General features: G+C 52.1%; 18 protein-coding genes and 1 riboswitch. Of the genes, 14 read left to right on the forward strand and 4 right to left on the reverse strand.

The window, feature by feature from the left end:
* Positions 1 to 1,022: 1,022 nt before the first annotated feature.
* Entirely contained in the window at positions 1,023 to 1,946 is a 924-nt protein-coding gene (locus MKX98_RS02315; RefSeq protein WP_012818632.1) for an ABC transporter permease, read from the reverse strand.
* Positions 1,947 to 1,965: 19 nt separating this feature from the next.
* Positions 1,966 to 2,853, reverse strand: coding sequence for a nickel transporter permease (nikC, locus tag MKX98_RS02320; protein ID WP_260066891.1), 888 nt, complete (start codon positions 2,851 to 2,853; stop codon positions 1,966 to 1,968).
* Between the two features lie 169 nt (positions 2,854 to 3,022).
* On the opposite strand from nikC, the gene MKX98_RS02325 reads away from it, so the two are divergent.
* From MKX98_RS02325 to MKX98_RS02375, 11 genes are all read left to right on the forward strand, one after another.
* On the forward strand, positions 3,023 to 4,672 hold the full coding sequence (locus MKX98_RS02325; RefSeq protein WP_194540586.1) for a glutathione ABC transporter substrate-binding protein: 1,650 nt from the start codon (positions 3,023 to 3,025) through the stop codon (positions 4,670 to 4,672).
* 279 nt (positions 4,673 to 4,951) lie between these two features.
* Positions 4,952 to 5,284, forward strand: coding sequence for a metalloregulator ArsR/SmtB family transcription factor (locus tag MKX98_RS02330; protein WP_233354722.1), 333 nt, complete (start codon positions 4,952 to 4,954; stop codon positions 5,282 to 5,284).
* Positions 5,285 to 5,358: 74 nt separating this feature from the next.
* A complete protein-coding gene (locus tag MKX98_RS02335; RefSeq protein ID WP_194540587.1) occupies positions 5,359 to 5,868 on the forward strand; it encodes an SRPBCC domain-containing protein in 510 nt (169 codons plus the stop codon).
* Between the two features lie 14 nt (positions 5,869 to 5,882).
* A complete protein-coding gene (locus tag MKX98_RS02340) occupies positions 5,883 to 6,707 on the forward strand; it encodes an alpha/beta hydrolase (RefSeq protein WP_220686803.1) in 825 nt (274 codons plus the stop codon).
* 97 nt (positions 6,708 to 6,804) lie between these two features.
* A complete protein-coding gene (locus MKX98_RS02345) occupies positions 6,805 to 7,005 on the forward strand; it encodes a hypothetical protein (protein ID WP_339221215.1) in 201 nt (66 codons plus the stop codon).
* Positions 7,006 to 7,207: 202 nt separating this feature from the next.
* Positions 7,208 to 8,167, forward strand: coding sequence for a LacI family DNA-binding transcriptional regulator (locus tag MKX98_RS02350; protein WP_071219137.1), 960 nt, complete (start codon positions 7,208 to 7,210; stop codon positions 8,165 to 8,167).
* Positions 8,168 to 8,331: 164 nt separating this feature from the next.
* A complete protein-coding gene (locus MKX98_RS02355; protein ID WP_339221217.1) occupies positions 8,332 to 9,594 on the forward strand; it encodes an ABC transporter substrate-binding protein in 1,263 nt (420 codons plus the stop codon).
* A 163-nt stretch (positions 9,595 to 9,757) separates the two neighbouring features.
* On the forward strand, positions 9,758 to 10,633 hold the full coding sequence (locus MKX98_RS02360) for a sugar ABC transporter permease (RefSeq protein ID WP_071219135.1): 876 nt from the start codon (positions 9,758 to 9,760) through the stop codon (positions 10,631 to 10,633).
* Positions 10,633 to 11,469: a carbohydrate ABC transporter permease gene (locus MKX98_RS02365; RefSeq protein ID WP_194540592.1), complete on the forward strand. Its 837-nt coding sequence runs from the start codon at positions 10,633 to 10,635 to the stop codon at positions 11,467 to 11,469. Before MKX98_RS02360 ends, MKX98_RS02365 begins: the two co-directional genes overlap by 1 nt.
* A complete protein-coding gene (locus MKX98_RS02370) occupies positions 11,466 to 12,227 on the forward strand; it encodes a polysaccharide deacetylase family protein (RefSeq protein WP_339221219.1) in 762 nt (253 codons plus the stop codon). Before MKX98_RS02365 ends, MKX98_RS02370 begins: the two co-directional genes overlap by 4 nt.
* A 59-nt stretch (positions 12,228 to 12,286) precedes the next feature.
* Positions 12,287 to 13,714 carry a serine hydrolase gene (locus MKX98_RS02375; RefSeq protein WP_259445500.1) on the forward strand — a complete coding sequence of 476 codons (1,428 nt, stop codon included), beginning with the start codon at positions 12,287 to 12,289 and terminating at the stop codon, positions 13,712 to 13,714.
* A 72-nt stretch (positions 13,715 to 13,786) separates the two neighbouring features.
* On the opposite strand, the gene pruA is transcribed toward MKX98_RS02375, so the two are convergent.
* Positions 13,787 to 15,334, reverse strand: a complete 1,548-nt coding sequence (gene pruA / locus MKX98_RS02380; RefSeq protein WP_220686800.1) for an L-glutamate gamma-semialdehyde dehydrogenase — start codon at positions 15,332 to 15,334, stop codon at positions 13,787 to 13,789.
* Positions 15,335 to 15,535: 201 nt separating this feature from the next.
* Here pruA and MKX98_RS02385 point away from each other — a divergent pair, with 201 nt between their 5' ends.
* Positions 15,536 to 16,456, forward strand: a complete 921-nt coding sequence (locus tag MKX98_RS02385) for a proline dehydrogenase family protein (RefSeq protein WP_194540596.1) — start codon at positions 15,536 to 15,538, stop codon at positions 16,454 to 16,456.
* A 60-nt stretch (positions 16,457 to 16,516) separates the two neighbouring features.
* On the opposite strand, the gene MKX98_RS02390 is transcribed toward MKX98_RS02385, so the two are convergent.
* Positions 16,517 to 16,981: a hypothetical protein gene (locus MKX98_RS02390; RefSeq protein WP_339221222.1), complete on the reverse strand. Its 465-nt coding sequence runs from the start codon at positions 16,979 to 16,981 to the stop codon at positions 16,517 to 16,519.
* A gap of 683 nt (positions 16,982 to 17,664) precedes the next feature.
* A riboswitch (cyclic di-AMP (ydaO/yuaA leader) is annotated at positions 17,665 to 17,833 on the forward strand.
* A 134-nt stretch (positions 17,834 to 17,967) separates the two neighbouring features.
* On the opposite strand from MKX98_RS02390, the gene MKX98_RS02395 reads away from it, so the two are divergent.
* Entirely contained in the window at positions 17,968 to 18,378 is a 411-nt protein-coding gene (locus MKX98_RS02395; protein ID WP_194540597.1) for a hypothetical protein, read from the forward strand.
* Positions 18,379 to 18,637: 259 nt separating this feature from the next.
* Complete coding sequence (gene kdpA, locus MKX98_RS02400; RefSeq protein WP_339221225.1) at positions 18,638 to 20,317, forward strand: potassium-transporting ATPase subunit KdpA; 1,680 nt, start codon at positions 18,638 to 18,640, stop codon at positions 20,315 to 20,317.
* The last annotated feature ends 18 nt before the right edge of the window (positions 20,318 to 20,335 follow it).

The raw sequence follows: 20,335 nt of genomic DNA on the forward strand, positions 1-20,335 counted from the left end.
GTCCGGATGGACTCGCATATGGATCGGTTTTCGGTAAATAGCCGATCGTGTGTCCGTATGATACTCACCAACAGCTCGATTGGTCTGGATTAGCGATATTTGATGCTATTAGAGGACTGTAGTTCCGCTATTCCTTTGTTTTCTGCCTTTTAGTGGAGGTATGAGGACATGAGATCCGCTATTGCAAGATATTACAGGCTAAATTTGTGATTTTGGGTGCATTAACGGATCCTCTGTCCGGATGGTCTCCCAAATGGATCGGTTTTCGGTAAATAGCGGATTGTGTGTCCGAAAGGCCCCCTAAACAGCTCGATTACAGTAATTAGTGGGTTAAATGTCCGCATAGCCTCGAAAATAGGTCGGTTATCAGCAAATAGCAGATCATGTGTCCGAAAAGGCTCCCCCAACGGCTCGATTTCAGGTAACTAGTGGATTAAAGATCCGCAATGGCCCATAACTTCCATATATCGAAGGTGTGTATGGACTTAAAACGGTTCAGTATGGCTGCATTAGCGTAGTTGAGGACCGTGGTTCCGTTATTTCTTAATTCTTCGCCTTTTAGTAGCAGGTTGAGGACACCAGATCCGTTATTGCGAGAAATTCCAGGAGTAATCCGTGATTTTGGATGCATTAACGAATCGTGTGTCCGCGTGGATTCGAAAATGGCCCAATTATGGGCAAATAGCGGATCGTGTGTCCGAATGGGCTCCCAGGTCGTGTGTCCTGATAGGCCCCAAATGTTCGATTAGCGGATCGTGTGTCCGAATGGGCTCCCAGGTCGTGTGTCCCGATAGGCCCCAAATGTTCGATTAGCGGATCGTGTGTCCGAATGGACTCCCAGGTCGTGTGTCCCGATAGGCCCGAAATGTTCGATTAGCGGATCGTGTGTCCGAGTGGCTCCCAAACGGCTTGACTACAGTAATCAGTGGGTTATAAGTCCGCAAAATAGCTCGGTTTTCGCCAGATAGTGAATCCTGCCGTGTCCGTCTACACTCAAACCGCGATAGACGGAAAATCGCCAATCAATCGAAATCTATGCGTTTGTTGAAGTAGCGGTAGGAGATGTCCACGAGCAGGTTTACGAGCACGAACATGATCGAGAGCACCAGCACGGTTGCCTGTACGACCGGAAAATCCCTTGCCCGGATCGAGTCGATGACGTAGCGCCCCATGCCGTTCACGGCGAATACGGACTCGGTCAGCACCGCCCCGCCCAGCAGGCCGCCAAATTCCAGGCCGATGACGGTAATGACGGGAATCATGGCGTTTTTCAAGGCATGCCGGTAGATGATGACGCGCTCCCGAACGCCCTTGGCTTGGGCGGTTCGGATATAATCCTGGCCGATGACCTCCAGCATGCTGGACCGGGTCATTCGGGCAATAATGGCGGCGCCGCCGGTCCCGAGCGTGATCACGGGAAGGACGGTTTGCGACCATGTGCCCCAGCCGGAGGGACGGAACCAGCCCAAATCGACGGCAAAATATTGGATCAACATCAGCCCCAGCCAGAAATTTGGCATCGACAGTCCGAAGAGGGCGATGAACATGACGCCAATATCGGCAGGCGAGCTTTTTTTGACGGCGGAGATGATGCCGGCCAGAATGCCGAGGAATACGGCCAGGATCGTAGAGTACACGGCAAGCTCGACGGTGATCCAGAACCGGCTTTTGAATATTTCATCGGCGATGGGGCGGCTGCTGCGGATCGAATCTCCCAAATCCCCCTGCAGCAAGCCGCTGACATAGTTCCAATACTGAAGCGGCAGCGGATCGTTCAATCCCAGGTTCTCGCGGATCTTCTCGACCTGCTCCTTGGGTGCCCCTTCCCCGATAATGACCTGCGCCGCGTCTCCCGGAATGAGATGCATCAGCAGGAAGACAACGATGGTTACGCCAATGACAACGGGTATCGTCTGAATCAGCCTTCGAATGGAATAGATGAGCATGGCCCGGCAGCTCCTTTCATTATTTTTTCATTTTCGGGTCAAGAACATCTCGCAAGCCGTCGCCCAGCAGATTAAACGCGATGACAACGAACACGATCGATAAACCGGGGAACAGGGCAACATGGGGGTGATCCATAATATAGTTGCGCCCATCATTCAGCATCGCTCCCCACTCCGGCGTCGGCGGCTGTGCGCCAAGACCGAGGAAGGACAGGCCGCTGGCGGTCAGGATAGCGACGGCAATCCGCAGCGTAGCCTGCACGATGATAGGGGATGTGATATTCGGCAATATATGCCCGAAGATGATTCGTCCATCGCTTGCGCCCAGCGAACGCATGGCATCAATATATTCGAGCTTGCGGACGGCCAGCGTCGAGCCGCGCACGACTCTGGCAAAGGTGGGGATCGAGAAGATGCTGACGGCGATGATCACGTTAAACAGATTTTTTCCAAGGACGCTGACAACCGCCAAAGCCAGCAGAATGCCGGGGAACGCCAGCATAACATCGGTAATTCTCATAATGAGTGCATCCCATTTACCTCCGTAATAGCCGGAGATGATTCCGAGCACGACACCAAAGGCTGCTCCGATGATGACCGAGATAAAACCGACCGAGAGCGTGAGACGCATGCCATGGATAATCCTTGTAAAAATATCTCTTCCGTTGTGGTCCGTACCAAACCAGTGGGCAGAGGACGGCTTTAGCAGTTTCGTAGAATAATCCACTTTGGTCGGATCATACTGGGTGAGCAGGGGGCCGAAAATCGCGATAAGAATCATCAGCAGGAGAAAATAGCCCCCGAATAAGGCTGCTTTGTTCTTCTTCAGACGGTGGTAGAAAGATTTCCATTGTGCAAGGCGGGTTCCACTAGGGAGCGATTCTTGTGCTCTGGCATCAGCGGTCATGTTAGGCACGTGAAATCATCCTTTCTCCAAGTATGGATGTCAGAATTGGTGTCGTAGAAACGTGAGGTAAATCTGGCTTCTACTGGTATAAATATCAAATAGTAAAATATATGTTAACTGTGTATAAAATATTTTCCTATTTTGATTGAGAAGGGGGAGTTTGTTTCACATGACAGGTAATAGAAGATTCAAATGGCTTGTCTGCATCCTGTTCATACTTACCGTAATGATGTCGGCGTGCGGCAGTCCAAGCAAGAGCAGTAACCCCGAAACGCCGCCAAGCGGCACCAATACGCCAGCTCCTGAGCCGGGGGCCAAAGATCCTCCCGAAGGAACGGCCAATACCGGTGCGAATGAGCTTGTGATTGCCTGGCTTTCTGATCCGCCATCCATGGACCCTCATATGTCGACGGACCAGCAAACGAGCGTAATGACAACGCATATCTATAACACGCTGGTGATTCATGATAAGGATCTGAATATTCAACCGGGGCTTGCCGAGAGCTGGAAAGCAATCGATGAATTGACCTGGGAGTTCAAGCTGAGAGAAGGCGTGAAGTTTACCGACGGCTCTCCATTCAATGCAGAGGTAGTCAAAGCCAACATTGATCGTATGCAGGATCCGGAGGTTGCTTCTCCCCGCGCATCGCTTGTCGGCATGATTAAAGAGGTTAAAGTTGTTGACGAATACACGGTGCAGCTCGTGACCGAGTATGCCTTCTCGCCGCTGCTTGCCCATCTGGCCCATTCTGCGGTGAGCATGATTAGTGCGGAAGCCATCAAGCTGGATTACGAGAAGCTGAAGGCAGGAGAGAAAGCAGGCGCGTATCTGGCACAGAACCCTGTAGGCACGGGCGTATTCAAATTAGAGAGCTGGAACCCGGGACAGGAAGTGAAGCTGGTTGCGAATGCCGATTATTGGGGAGATAAAGCGAAGGTTGAACGGGTCACGTTCAAGGTCGTAAGCGAAGAGGGAACGCGGATCGCGGAGCTGGAAACCGGCTATGCGCATATTATCGATCCGGTGTCGCCGAGCAGCATCAGCCGCATTGAGAGCACGGACGGCATGTCCCTGAACCGTCAGGCATCGCTGAGTCTGTCTTATATCGGGTTTAACAATAACAAAGAGCCGTTCAACGATGTGCGGGTGCGGCAAGCCCTATCGATGGCCATCAATAAGGATGAGATCATCTCGGGCATCTACGAAGGCACGGGCATCCCTGCCGTCGGTCCGCTGGCACCGGACGTGAACGGGTATGATGCTACCGTCAAGCCGATTGAACATAACATCGACAAAGCGAAAGAGCTAATGAAAGAGGCCGGCTACGAGGGTGGCTTCTCGACGACCATCTGGACCAATGACAATCCGGAACGGATTAAGATCGCCGAGTACGTACAATCCAAGCTGAAGGAATTGAACGTCGAAGTCAAAATCGAAGTGGTGGAGTGGGGAGCATATCTGGCCCAAACCGCGGAAGGCAAGCATGATATGTTTGTACTCGGATGGTCCACGGTAACGGCTGATGCCGACTATGGCATGTATGAATTGTTCCATTCCAAAAATGTAGGGGAGCCGGGCAACCGTACCTTTACGAAGGATCCGGAACTGGATAAACTGCTGGATGACGGGCGCAAAGAGAATGATCCGGAGAAGCGCAAGCTCATCTATAAACAGGCGCAGGAGAAGCTGGTTGAGTTAGCGCCGATGCTGTATATCCATCATCAGGAGTATTTAAACGGAGTCAGCAGCAAGGTGGAGGGCTTCTGGCGGCATCCGAACGGCATCATGCAGCTGCATCAGGTGTCCATTCAGCCATAAGGATGTCTGAAAGCTTTATAGCTTTGAATGATCGTAATTTATAGAGTAGTTTATAGCAAAGAGGCCGCTATACTGGGCCTCTTTTTTAATGTTTTTAGAGCCCCTGGACAGGTGAGCAGGGCCTAGCCACTGGATCATTAGCGTGCTCATCTGGGTATCTGGATAGACCCTGCAGCATGCAGAGTGAACGGTTGCCATGTTTTTTGATGTCAAAAATTGATGTGAAAAAATTCTATACATTCATTGACATGTATATACGCTTAAGTGTATATTCAAATCATGAATACATCAGCTATGCAATTAACCCTGTTTACGATCTCAGAGCCGAACCGCTTCAACATCGTTGAGCTCTTAAAGCAAGGCTCGAGATCGGTCAGCGACATCGTAGAGATTCTGGGCATCGGCCAGCCCCAAGTATCCCGCCATCTGCGGATACTGAGCGAGGCCGGGCTGGTAAAAGTCCGTAAGAAGGCACAGCAGCGCATCTATAGTCTTGAAGCCCAGCCGTTTCAGGAGCTGGACGTCTGGTTCGATTCGTTCAGTCGACTATGGGAAGAAAGACTCGACAAGTTCGAGGACTATATGAGCGACTTCAACGGAAAGGAGAGTTAATCAATTTTTTAGTAGATCCACAGGAAATTACGGCTCTGCGCGCAGAGCCGATTTCACAGAGAGGAGGAATTCATATGGGTAGAAAGACCATTGTCACGAAAGACCGGGAGCAGCGGAAGCTGATCGTGGAGCGTGTCGTATCGATACCGCTGAAGATGTCCTGGCTGGGATGGACTAAGCCGGAACACATCGAACGCTGGTGGGGGCCAAAGAATTGGAGTGCCACGGTATACGAGATGGATGTCAGACCGGGCGGCGTATGGCGCTACAAACTGGCTCCCGATGCGGTGGGAGAAGGGGAAGAAGCCTTTTGCAAGGCGACCTACTCCGAAGTGGTGGAGTTATCGAGGCTCGTATTTACAGACACATTCACGGATCAGAACTGGAATTCCGTAGCAGGCAGCGATATGTTGACCTCGGTTGCGTTTGAAGAGGACGGAGACGGAACGAGGCTAAGCATCATAACCCATTTTGCAAGTGCGAAGGAACTGGAAGCTGCGGAAGTCATGGGAATGGTGGAAGGATACACGGATACGCTGGAACGGTTTGAGGACGAAATAAGTTTGTACATAAAAGGACAGTAAAAGGGGAGATGATCATGAACTACGTGATGTCGAATGACGGTACCCGAATTTTTTATGAAAAGAAAGGGGCTGGTCCGGCTGTTATCCTTGTAGCTGCTGCAGCTTCGGATCACAACGATACAAAGCGCCTTGGTGAGCTTCTATCTGAACATTTTACCGTCTACAATTATGATCGACGGGGACGAGGCAGCAGTACGGATACGGCTCCGTATGCCGTTGAACGTGAGATCGAAGATATCGATTCCCTTATTCGGGAGGCGGGCGGCAGCGCGTATGTATTCGGAAGTTCTTCGGGCGCTGTTCTGGCGCTGGATGCGGCGAGCAGACTCGGAAGCAGTAAAGTTAGAAAACTGTTTTTATATGAGCCGCCGTTTATCATTGACGATAGCCGCGAACCTGTACCGGCGGAATACGTGCAGCATTTGAATGCGCTGATGGCCGAACATCGACGCAGCGATGCCGTAGAATATTTCATGACGGCAGCGCTGGGAATCCCCGCGGAATATATAGAATTCATGAAGGCAGATCCTTCTTGGCAGGTCATGGAGGGCATGGCGCATACATTGGCCTATGACGGCATGATCATGGGGAGCACGCAATCCGGTCAACCGCTGCCAACGGCTCGCTGGGATGTCGACGTCCCGGTCATGGTGATGACGGGCGAGAACAGCGGACCTATGTTCCATGGGGCCGCGAGCGCATTGGTTGACTTGCTCCCTCAGTGCGAGCATCGGATGCTGTCTGGTCAGGACCATTCTGCCGTCGTGATGGCGCCGGAAGTGCTGGCTCCCGAGGTGTCGGGTTTTCTGCAGCCTTCGGCAGATCAAATACCGAGATAAGTGTGATTGGCTCGTCAAGAAACCGTGACCCTTAGGGTCACGGTTTTTCCCGTTCCGGTCGAAGTATTTATTCGGTCTTCTCAAATTGCTCAATAAAATGATTAAAGGCGCTGGTGCGAAACAGGCTGCGCCGGAATACAAAATGGACCTTGGAGCTGCGGTACCGCTTGGGATTTGGAAGGCCTGCAATTTCCCGGCATCGACCCAGTCCTTAACGGAAGAACGCGTTAGCAGCGAGATACCCAGCCCGGCGGCAACACCGCCCATGATGGTGATTAGTGGCATCTACCTGATTTAGCAGGTCACGGCGATGGATTCCCGTGGCCTGCTTTTTGCTGTGACGAACAAAGGGCTTCTGGCCTGAGCAGCGTATCATGAAAAACAATGATAAGGATGATAATGCAAGGAAAATCTCATCCAAGCAAAATAAGTAAATTTTATTAAAAATAAATCCATGTTATATTAAATTTACTAACGCCTTTGGAGAGGGGATAGGATTCATGAGTGGTTTGAAGGAAATTGCAAAGCTCGCGGATGTCTCGGTGTCTACAGTGTCCAACGTGCTGAACGGGCGCAAGAACGTGGGGCGGGAGACGAGGGAGCGAGTGCTGAGATTATGCTCGGAGCACGGCTATTTTCCGCATAAGTCAACCAAATCCGATAAAAGCAACACGATTATATTCGTCTTCAGCGACTTTGATCGCGATTATTATTTAAAGATCATTAAGGGGATCAGCCATTGCCTGACGGAGAATGGATACGACCTTATCATCTGTACGAATAAATCCAGCACCAATTTTATGCGCAGCAAATTTGCAAGCGGTACCATAAGTTTGGATCGGAATATGACGGACGAATATTTAGTCTCGGTAGCCACGCCGCAATTCCCTGTCGTTCTCATGGATCGGATTATTGATAATGAGTACGCCAACACCAAAAGCGTGATCGTGGACAATTACCCCGTCATGTGTGAAATGGTCCAGGCCTTGGTGGATAAACAGTTTACGAATTTCGGATACATCGGCGGTTTGGAGTTTACCCTGGATCACAAGGAGCGGTTCGCCGGATTTATGGATACGCTTGCGAAGAATGGCATCGTGTTTGACCGCCGCAATTACTTCCATGGCGATTACAGCGAGGAAAGCGGATATCAGGCCGCCAAAATTCTGATCCTGAGCAATGCCTTGCCTGAAGTGCTGGTCTGTGCGAATGACAATATGGCTCTCGGCGCGATTAAAGCTTTGGAGGAGAACGGAATACGGGTCCCGGAGGATATCTCAATCACCGGATTCGATAACTCGGATGCGGCGGCGATGGCCGGTTTGACCACGATTGCGATCCCGCGTTATGAAAGCGGTTATTTGGCGGCGAAGGAGCTGCTCGAGATGATCAAGGGCACAACGGGCAGGGAGCCCTTTAAGCTGAATGCCACCATCCAGTGGAGAAAAACGGTGAGATAAACTTTATGATTGTAACTAGTAAAATATCAATAATTTTACTAGTTTTTTTACTTAGTATTTTTATGAAAACGCGTACAATTTTTATTGACAATCTAGGTAAAACGCCCTATGATGGGTTTGTAAACGTTTTACTTTATAGAGTCCTTAAGGGGGAGGCGTGTCACTTGAAAAAAGTAAAAAAGGTATTTAGCATACTTACAGCAACGGCTTTGGTTGCAACACTTGCAGCCTGCGGTGGTACATCTGACAAAGATTCTGGAGCAGCATCCGGTGGTGATGGGGGAGATAAGCTGAAGAAAATTACGCTCTTCCAATCGAAAGTTGAAATTACAGAACCTCTTGAAGCTTTGGTTAAAACCTATAAAGAAGAAACCGGCAATGAGGTTGAAGTATGGGGTGCCGCAGGAGACGCTTATTCGCAGCAGCTGGTAGCGAAGCTCAGCAGCAACCAGGGACCGACGATATTCAGCGTGGCTCCAGGGCCCGAGTCCGAGAAGCTGAAATCCTATTTCTCCGATTTGAGCGGCGAAGAGTATGTGAAGAACATCGCGCCTGACATGGAATTGAAGGTCGATGATAAAACGGTCGGCGTTCCATACGGCGTAGAAGGTTTCGGTCTCGTGTATAACAAGGATCTGGTGGATCCGGCTAACATGAAGGACCTGGATTCCTTCACCAAGACGCTGGAGCAGCTGAAGGCTGACGGGAAGAACGGTTTGAGCCTGTCCCAAGAGGCATACTTCCTGATCGGACATATCATCAACACGCCGTTTGCGCTTCAATCCGATCCGCTGGCCTTTATCGACCAGCTGAACAAAGGCGAAGTGAAGATGGCCGATACGAAGGAGTTCCAAGAGTGGGCGAAATTCATGGACGTGATCAAGGCCAACACCAAGAATCCGCTGGAAGTGAAATACGATAGCCAAATGGGCGACTTCGCTACGGAAAAAACGGCTATGGTGCACCAAGGCAACTGGAGTTATTCCATGCTTGCGGACTTCGGCGATTTCGGCTCCAAGGTGGGCATGATGCCGTTCCCGCTTGCCGGCAACGATAAAATCGCCGTCGGCGTGGCCAGCTACTGGGTCGTGAACAATCAGGCGGACGCTGAGGAAGTTAAAGCCGCGAACGCATTCCTGAACTGGCTCTTTACTAGCGACAGCGGCAAGAAAGCCATCGTGGACGAATTCAAATTCATCCCGGCTCTAACGAATATTGAAGCAGGCGATCTGGATCCATTGTCTCAAGCGGTGCACGAAGCAACCACGAAGGGTGAGACGATCACTTGGGCGTTGAACTACTTCCCATCGGGAATCATCACCAATGACCTGGCTCCAGCTACGCAGGAGTACTTCATGAATCCGGGCATGACAGGAGAGCAGTTCCTGCAGAAGCTGGATGAAGTGTGGGCGAAAGCATCAAAATAATCGAGGAAAAACGATAACCACCTGAAATAACAATTCCATGAAAATGAAAGCCTAGCCTCAGACGTTCCGATGATGAGCGTTAGGCTTTTGTTTTTTCTATCACGAATTCAAGGTTTGATGCCGCCTTGCGGGAATCATCCGGAACGGAAAGAAGGTATGGATTATGAGCAAAAGAAAGGATAAAGCCTGGTTTGCCCTATTTACGGTGCCGCTTCTGTTTATTTTCACGACCGTGGTTCTCATCCCGTTTATTATCGGGATTGTGTACTCTTTCGTAAATTGGGATGGCATTCCGGCAAATCCCAAAGTATTCGTAGGATTTGATAATTACGTTCAGCTGTTCCAGGACGAACGATTCCTGTCATCGGCTTGGCATACGGTTCAATTCACGCTGCTCGCGCTGGTATGCGTCAACATTCTGGGTCTGGCCTTTGCCCTGCTGGTAACGACGAAGCTCCGCTCGAGAAATGCGGCGCGAACGATGTTCTTTATGCCGAACCTCATCGGCGGCCTGATTTTGGGATACATCTGGCAGTTTATTTTTACGGATGCCTTCAGCTTTCTGGGCGAGAAGACCGGATTTGACAGCGTGTTCTTTAACTGGCTGCTGCATCCGCAGTTTGCGCTGTACGCCATCGTCGCCGTATTCACCTGGCAGCTGGCGGGTTATACGATGATCATCTACATCGCGGGCATCCAGGGGATTCCGGATGAATTGATGGAGGCAGCGAAGGTCGACGGCGCCAACCTGTGGCAGCGACTCAAGAGCATTGTGTTCCCGCTGTTAATGCCTTCATTCACGATCTGTCTGTTCCTGACGCTGTCCGGGGCGTTCAAAATCTATGACGTGAACCTGTCGTTGACCAAGGGCGGACCGAGCAATGCGACGGAGATGTTTGCGATGAATATTTTCAACGAGATTTTTGCTTACGGTAATTATGGTTTAGGTCAGGCAAAAGCGATCATCTTCTTCTTGATTGTGGCCGGACTTACGCTGACGCAAGTTATCATCACGAAGAGAAGAGAGGTGCAGATGTAATGAAGAAATCAGGGAAATGGCTGCTCGACATCCTGCTGTTCCTCGCCTCGCTGGTCTTCTTGTCTCCGGTCTTCATCATGCTGATTAACTCTTTTAAGGATCGTGCGGAGCTGTATGAGAATGCGCTCGCGCTGCCTTCCTCCTTCAGCTTTGAGTACTATAAATCCGCGATGGAGAAGATGAATTTCTTCACCGCTCTGGGCAACTCGCTGTATGTCACCGTCATCTCGGTGATTATCGTCATCGTGCTTGCCTCCATGACGGCATGGATGCTGGTGCGGACGGATAATAAGCTGAGCAAAATTATTTTCTTCACCTTCGTGGCGACCATGCTGATTCCCTTCCAGACGCTGATGATGCCGCTGATGCAGGTGATGGACTGGATTCGCACCAATCTGCACATTCCGATGCTCAACACTCATGAGGGCTTGATCTATATGAACGTCGGCTTTACGTCCAGTATGGCGGTCTTCCTGTACCACGGGTTCATCAAATCGGTACCGATTGCGCTGGAGGAGGCAGCTACGCTGGACGGCTGCTCCAAGCTGGGCGTGTTCTGGCGAATCGTGTTCCCGCTGCTGAAGAACATCAGCGTGACCATCGCGATCCTGAACGTCATTGCGCTGTGGAACGACTACCTGCTTCCATCGCTGACGCTGTCGGATAAAGGGCTGCGCACAATCCCGCTGTCGACCTTCTATTTCTTCGGGGAGTTCACGATTGTGTGGAACCAGGCGATGGCCGGTTTGACGCTGACGATCATCCCGGTTGTCATTTTCTATATTTTCGCCCAGAAATACATCATCAAAGGGATTGCGGCAGGTGCGGTAAAATGAGGCGGATCATTACGAGGGCCGACGATTATGCTTCCAGCCGTTCCGCCAATGCTGCGATTGCCAAGGCCGTTGAGGCCGGATTCATTAAAAACGTGTCCATCATGGCGCCCGGTCCTTATCTTGGTGAGGCCGCGCAGCTGTTGGCGCATCGCAAGGACATCTGCTTCGGTTTCCATATGACGCTGAACGCGGAGTGGGATAACGTACGCTGGAGACCTGTTGCCGCGAAGGAACAGGTTCCTTCGCTTGTCGATGAGTCCGGTTATTTCTATCAGGATCCGTTCCTGTTTCAGGATCATCCGCCTTTGCTGCAGGAGATCCTCCTGGAATGCGAAGCCCAGCTTGATAAACTGACCGCAGCAGGCTTCAGCATTTCTTATGCCGATTCTCATATGCTGCCGGAGCGCTTCATACCCGGGCTGCAGGAAGAGCTGGACCGCTGGATTGAAGCGAAGGGGCTAATCAACCATCGCCATTACTACAATTTTTTCCCGGGCGGCGTGCCGGACGGGGTTGAGTCGTTTGAAAGGGTGCTTGGCAGCTTAACGGATGACCAGTATTTCTTCCTGTCCCATCCGGCATTGTATTCGGAGGAAATGGTGCAGTGCGGCAATGCTCGAGTGGATGGGGAGGAGCTGGCGCGCGGACGCGATCAGGAGGCTTCTTTTCTTGCACGGGAGGACTTGAATGAGATTAGTGAGCGGCTTGGTTTTCGTGCCATACGTTATGATGAAGCGGTGCCATTACCTGGTGTATAATGGAAGGGTCATAATGAAATTATTTTATTGATACAGGGAGAGGCGAAAGGAAGATGAACATGAAAACGGTTCAATTATTGCCAAGAAGCACCCCCGAAAATCAAGGAATCCCATCTCAGTCAATCGAACGCTTTATCCGATCGATTCAGGAAAAGGAGCTTGAACTCCACAGCTTCATGCTGGTACGGCATGGACATGTCGTGGCGGAAGGCTGGTGGAAGCCGTATCAGGCGGACAAACCGCATATGCTGTTCTCGTTAAGCAAGAGCTTTACTTCTACGGCGATCGGACTGCTCGCCCAAGAGGGACAGATTGCGCTGGAGGACCGGGTGATCGGCTTCTTTCCGGAATACGCTCCTGAAGATCCCTCCCCGAATCTGTCCGCGATGACGATACGCGACTTGCTTATCATGGGGACCGGACATGCGCAGGAGCCTGCCATGCCGTCCGATATTTGGGCGGCCGACTTTCTTAAACAAGCGGTAGAGCATGAGCCCGGTACCCACTTTGTATATAACAGCGCAGCGACGTACATGCTTTCGGCCATTCTGCAGAAGGTTACCGGCATCACGCTGCTGGATTATTTGCAGCCTCGCCTGTTCGACCCGCTTGGCATTCATGGAGCCACATGGGAAAGCTGTCCGCAGGGAATCAACACCGGCGGATGGGGACTTAAGCTGAAGACCGAGGACATTGCCAAGTTCGGCCAGCTTTATCTTCAGAAGGGCGTATGGGAAGGCCAGCGGCTGATCCCGGAGGCGTGGATCGAGGAGGCGACCTCCAAACAGATATCCAACGGACCTGCGGATTCCTCTTCGGATTGGACCGAAGGGTACGGCTATCAATTCTGGATGTGCCGACACGGGGCTTACCGCGGCGACGGCGCATTCGGACAATTCTGCGTCGTGCTGCCGGAGCAGGATGCGGTCATAGCGATTACCTCCGGCCTTGGGGACATGCAGGCCGTGCTAGATGAAGCATGGGAGCATCTGCAACCTTCGATGAGGCCTGATGCGCTGCCGACCGACACCGGAGCGGAGGCTTCTCTTACTGGAATGCTGCAAGCGCTGAAGCTGGATCCGCCAAGCGAAGAGGCGGCATCCCCGGTCGAGAAGGACGTCACCGGGATCGTCTATGATCTCGAAGAGAATGAGGCGAAGCTGCGTTCGTTCTCCGTCCGGTTTGAAGAAGACGGCGCGGTAATGGAGCTTGAGGGGGAACACGGCGTCAATTCGGTTGTCTGTGGTCGCAACGCGTGGAAGACGGGAACCACGAAGCTGATGATGATGGGGGATAATGAATATGCTGCCTCCATGACCTGGAAGGATGAGCGGACGTTGAAGCTGACCATCCGACTGACAGAGACGCCATTCTACTTAACCACGGAATGCACCTTTGGTGAGGAAGGCATTCATCTTGCGTACTGGATGAATCAATCGTTCGAGGGCAAGGTGGTCCGGGAGATTAAGGGCAAGGTTAAGGCGTAAAGCCGGTAAAAGAATCGCTGTACATAAAGAAACCTCTCCATTGTCATGGAGAGGTTTCTTTACATGTCGTAATCAGAATCGCTCCGACACCGCCTTCGCCTGTGTAAACAGGAGCAGGTAGTCACGCCCGCCGGCTTTGGAGTCGGTCCCGGACATATTGAAGCCGCCGAACGGGTGGATGCCCACCAAGGCGCCGGTGCATTTCCGGTTCAAATACAGGTTGCCGACATGGAAGTCGCGCCGGGCTTGCTCCAGGTGCGCGCGGTTGTTCGAGATCACCGCGCCGGTCAGCCCATAATCGGTATTGTTGGCGAATCGGATCGCTTCGTCGAAGGAGGCTGCCTTCGTGAAGGCCACGACCGGACCAAAGATTTCCTCCTGGGAAATACGGGCGGTGCTGGCAACGTCCGCGAAGATCGTCGGCTGTATGAAATACCCCTCCGGATCGCCGGGAAAACCGCCAAGCACCAGCCTACCTTCGCTTTTCCCGATTTCGATATAGTCGAGAATTTTACGGTACGCCTTATCGTCGATGACGGGTCCTACCTGAGCCTCGGCATTGGAGGGGCTTCCGATCACCAGCTTCTTGGAGCGGTCGATCACCTTCTGCAGCACGATATCATAGACGTCCTCGTGCACGATGGCTCTGGAGCAGGCAGAGCATTTCTGACCGGAGAAGCCGAATGCGGAAGCGGCAATCGCGTCCGCCGCGAGCTCCAAATCGGCTTCGTTGTCCACGATGATTGCGTCTTTCCCGCCCATTTCGGCGATGACGCGCTTAATCCATCGTTGCCCCGGCTGCGTCTTGGCCGCGCGTTCCTGAATCCGCAGTCCGACCTCGCGTGACCCCGTAAAGCTGATAAATCTGGTCAATGGGTGATCCACCAAATAGTCGCCCACTTCCTGACCCGGGCCAGGCAGGAAATTAACGACGCCCGGAGGCAGGCTGACCTCTTCCAGTAGCTCTACGAATTTAGCGGCTATGACCGGGGTGGTGCTGGCTGGCTTCAGCACAACGGTGTTGCCGGAGACGATGGCAGCCGTTGTCATGCCGGCCATAATCGCGAGCGGGAAGTTCCACGGCGGAATGACGATGCCGACGCCAAGCGGGATGTAATAGAGATGATTCTCTTCCTCCTCGTGGACCGTCAGCGGCTGGGGCGCGCTCAGGCGCTGCATTTCGCGTGCATAGAATTCCATGAAATCGATCGCCTCGGCCGTATCGGCGTCGGCTTCGGCACGCGTCTTGCCGGCTTCGAGAGTCATGAGCGCGGAGAACTCGAGCTTGCGCCGCCGCATGATCGCCGCGGCTTTGAACAGATAGCGTGCCCGTTCGCTCGGCTCGGTGTGCTTCCACGTCTCAAAGGTACGCGCTGCCGTCTGAATGGCTTGTTCGGCAAGCTCGGTATCCGCCTGGGACACGACGCCGATGACTTGGCGTTTGCGCGCCGGATTGACCGAATTTGCGGTGCGCTCCGTATGGATTTTGGCACCGCCGATGACCAGCGGGTACGATTGGCCAAGCTCGGCTTCGACCCCGGATAACGCCGCGTCGTATAACTTGTTGTTCCATTCGTTGTTGAAGTCCATAAATGGTTCGTTCCGAAAAGATGCTCGCATGGGGAGGCCCCTCCTTAACATGATATGAATCGAAGCTTCTGGCCAATGGTCCAGCTGCGAATGCGTCATGGTGGCATGGTTAGGAACTCCTGGTGAAAACCTCTATGTAAGATATGTATGTCTTCCTGCATGCCGTCATGATTTTTGCATATGAGTTAGATAGAGTGCATTTTTGGTTTACCTTGCAGAGGGGGCGCGCGCATGGACGGAACCGAGCTTTACCGCAAAGTGATCCTGACGGTGTCCAGCAATAAACTCGTGAAATGGTTGTCGATCAAGTACGGCCGGAAATTGGCGGGCCGATTCATTGCCGGCGATACCTTGGATGAGGCGCTGGATGAAATCGAGAGGCTGAACGCGAAGGGCATTCTTGTCACGCTGGACCATCTGGGGGAGGGCATCCGGACGCTGGACGAAGCAGCCGGGTATCGGGAGGAATATTTGAAGCTGGTGGAAGGGATCGCGAGGCGTGGAGTGCAGTCGAACGTATCGCTGAAACCGACGCAGATGGGCATGGCGCTGGATCTGGAGAAGGCGTACGAGAACATCAAAATGGTGGTGAAAAAGGCGAAAGAGCACCGCAATTTCGTTCGTCTGGATATGGAGGATTCGCCGTACACCCAGGCGACGATTGATATGACGCTGCGGCTCCATAAGGAGGGGCTGACCAACGTGGGGACCGTAATGCAAGCCTACTTGTTCCGTACGGAGGAGGACGTCAAGAATTTGATGCATGCCGGCGTAAATCTGCGGTTGGTCAAGGGGGCGTACAAAGAGCCGGGAACCATCGCCTTTCAGCAGAAGCGGGAGGTCATTGACAACTATAAGAAGTTGATCAAAATGCATTTTGATCAGGGAGCCTACGTCGCGATTGCTTCGCACGACGACAACATCATCGACTGGGTGAAGGTGTTTGCCGAGCAGAGCCGCATAGACAAACAGGACTATGAATTTCAGATGCTGTACGGACTGAGGATGAACGATCAGGCTGCCCTGGCACAGGACGGCTACCGTATCCGGTGTTATATGCCCTACGGAACGATGTGGTACCCGTATTTCACCCGGCGGCTGGCAGAGAAGCCGGCCAACCTGATGATGGTGCTCAAGAATATGTTCAAGTGAGCGGGGGGAAAACAACCAATTGCAATGGAGAGAGAACGGTAGCTCTTTCTAGCAGCTGTCCTAGAAGGAATAATATGCCTCCGAGCAGTCCATCAGGAAGGAACGCTCCAGCGGCAGGCTGCCTAACCGCATACGGGTGATGTGCTGTTGCAGATTGGCCTCCAGATCGGCGAGGGCCGATACGGCGAGCTGCATTCGTGCGGATCCCCACTGCTGCTGCTTCTGGGCATAGCGAATGGCCTCGGTCACGGGCATACCTCTCAGCCTCGTAAAGACGGATGCCCAGCGGATCAGATCCGCGAATTCTCTTGTGCTTGGCAGGGCATATTCGGCATACCCGGCCGCGTCTTTGCAGCTGATTTTGAACAACCCGCAGTTCCAATCTCGGTCGCTCCAGGGGATAAAGCGTTCAGCCGAGCCCCGGTCGAAACGAAATATCTCCATGCAGCGGATGAGCTCTGCATTTAATGCAGGCGATGCGGTTTCGATGACGGGAGCCAGTGCGGCCTCGATGAGTTTCGTCATGATCTGCGCTCCTTTATAGGAATGTTATATGCACGGCAAAAAGGCCTGATGAGCAGAGTAACCCCGCTCTCCAGGCCTATTTATCGTTAGTGGCCCTGCTACAGTGGCCGCTTCGCTTAAGGCTCGGGAGCTCAGCGTAAACGAGTGTTTCGAATGATGGATGAATCATACGCCGGAGGAATCTAAAAGTAAATGGCCATATTGGACGGATACATTCCGAAAATCGATGAAAACCGTAAAAGAAAACGCGTACATTCGGTTGTGTCATCTATTATCATGGCAAAATCTCGGTATCTCGATAGATTGCGATAAATACAAGAAAACAAGAGAAATACATAGTATAGAGCAGGATTCAAGAGATAATGGAGCGAAACCGGACAGATCCTGTTCGACATAACGCCCCACGTGTTTCTGCTCACATTTACTTCCTGTAAGGCCGGACGTATGATACGAACTATGAATTGACGGACATCGGCAGCAGGCATACGGGCAGCCGTTCCATGAAGACCTAAAGGCTGTGTGGGAGCTGCCGGGTTCTTTATGGATCGAATCTCGGGCGAGGGCACCATGGGCCTTCGCTGGAAATGCAGGATGATGCGACTCTCACCGCTCGAACCTGATGCTGTGCTGTTTTGCCGGGCCTGAATGTTAGTCAATCGCTAATAGAATAACATGCTACTCGTTTTTAATTTTCGCTGAGTCCTTGAATGGAAAAGGAACGGGGGAACCAGTCGGGAGATAAACTTGATCTCTCAGGGGTGAATCCCATGGACAAGATAACGGTCTATGGGTAGGGCGACTCTCACGCCCGAATCCGTCAGCTAACCTCGTAAGCGTATCGAGAGAGGCAACGATTGTCGTGGACTTGGGCCACGGTGTATTTCACCGTGTTCTGATGAAGAAGCCTGCGGGAAGAGTTCTTCTCTTTCCCCAGGCTTCTTTGTTGTTGTCTTCTCTTTCTGAACTTTTTAGGAGGAGAAATAAAGATGGAGAAACCGCAGGAGTTTATCCTGGTATCCGCGCCTAACAAGGCCGGGGAAGAATTTATCCGCCAGTTGATCTATATGGACATTTCGTTTGCGGCCATAGCCAACAACCGGGTTGAGCAGGAGAGGCTGCGGGAACTAGGCTGCACCAACATGATTGTTATCGATACAAGGGATGAACAAACCTGGATCATTCCCGAGTTTCCCGTCAGCAAGGTGTATTTGTTCGAGAGCAGCTTGAACCTGTGCTGCCGCTATTTACGGATCTGCCGGACATGGACGACGGAGTCGATTTATGTGATTACCCATTCCAGCAATCCACGATTGATATACAAGGGACTGGGTGCCGATGTGGTGCTTCATACGAACCATCATCAGGTATCCTTCCTGATTTCATCCATTGTCAGCTAAGCGTCTTGGCTGATGTGACCATGAGGTTTTAGGAGGTTGTATTCATGCAGGATTTATATATGGTGCTTATCTTGGGAGGAACCTACGGACTGCTCATGCTGTTTATGTTCTGGTGCGGACGCGTGGTTTCGGAACCGGAGGTGGATTAGTTGTGATGATCATTTTAATATGCACGCTCTTTATTTTTCTATATTTGATTTACGCGCTGATTCATCCTGAAAAATTCTAGGGAAACAGCTGAAGGAGGAAGGCATTCGTCATGGGCATTTTACAAATTGCCATCGTTATACTCGTTCTGGTGCTGCTGGTAAAGCCGCTCGGAACTTATCTATATCAGGTGTTTCGCAATGAGGGGAATGGAACGGATAAATGGTTCTCCTGGTTGGAGAAACCGATCTTCGCACTGATTGGGTTCAAAGAACGCAAGGGAATGACATGGAAAGGGTATGCCGTCAGCTTTGTGATAACGAATATCGTGCTCGTCGCGGCGGGGTATTTGATTCTGCGGATACAGAGAGTATTGCCCTTCAACCCGAACGGTATCGACAATATGGAATCGACCTTGTCGTTCAATACGATCATCAGCTTTATGACGAATACGAATCTCCAGCATTACAGCGGGGAGTCGGGATTATCCTATATGGCCCAGATGGCCGTCATTACGATGATGATGTTCGCGTCCGCGGCGACCGGGCTATGCGTGGCGATTGCGTTTATCCGGGCGGTGACCAGCAAGGGTACAACCGTCGGCAACTTTTTTGAAGATTTCGTCAAAGCCCACACCCGGGTGTTTATCCCGGCCGCATTTATCATTGCGATGGTACTGGTTGCGCTGCAGGTGCCGCAGACTTTGCAGCCTACGCTCAGCGTCACGACGCTTCAAGGAAGCGAGCAGCAAATAGCGGTGGGACCGGTGGCTGCGCTGGAATCGATCAAGCATCTGGGCACCAATGGGGGCGGGTTTATGGGGGCCAACTCGGCGCATCCGTTCGAGAACCCGTCCCCGCTGACCAATGTGATCGAGATCCTGTGCATGTGGAGCCTCGGGGCGGCGCTTCCTTACACATTTGGTTTGTTCGCGAAGAGCCGTAAGCAGGGCTGGATTATTTTCTCGGTAATGATGACCTTGTTTATCGGATTCCTGTCCTTGAACTATGCGGCTGAAACGAACGGCAATCCGGCGCTGAACCGGCTGGGCATGGATACCTCCCAAGGCAGCATGGAGGGCAAGGAGGTCCGGTTCGGGATCGCCCAGTCCTCCCTGTTCACCACGGTGACGACTGCGGCCACGACCGGGTCGGTCAACAACATGCATGATACGCTCACGCCGCTTGGCGGGATTACGCCGCTATCCCTGATGATGCTGAACTCCGTTTTTGGCGGAAAAGGCGTCGGGCTGATGAACATGCTCATGTATGCGATATTGGCAGTATTCCTGGCTGGTCTTATGGTTGGCCGAACACCCGAATTTCTAGGGAGAAAAATAGAGGCGCGGGAGATGAAGCTAATTGCGGTTGTTATCCTGGTGCATCCATTGATCATTCTGGCTCCGACCGCACTTGCGCTGATGACGGATGCGGGGCAGGCGGGCATTGCCCATGCGGGCTTTCATGGCATCTCGCAGGTATTGTACGAATACACGTCTTCCGCAGCCAATAACGGTTCCGGATTTGAGGGACTGTCGGATAACACGCCGTTCTGGAACGTGACAACCGGACTGGTCATGCTATTCGGACGTTACATTTCGATGATCGCCTTGCTGGCAGTGGGCGGCTCGTTGATGCGGAAGCAATGGGTTCCCGAGACGCTCGGAACGTTCCGGACAGATAATAAGCTGTTTGCCGGCATTCTGATCGCGACGGTTCTGATTATCGGTGCATTGACCTTCTTGCCAGTACTTGTGCTCGGTCCGATTGCTGAGCATCTGACGATCCGTTAATAGAAAAGGTGGCCTATT

Origin of the sequence: Paenibacillus sp. FSL W7-1332, assembly GCF_037969785.1 — a bacterium.
Classification (GTDB): Bacteria; Bacillota; Bacilli; order Paenibacillales; family Paenibacillaceae; genus Paenibacillus_AQ.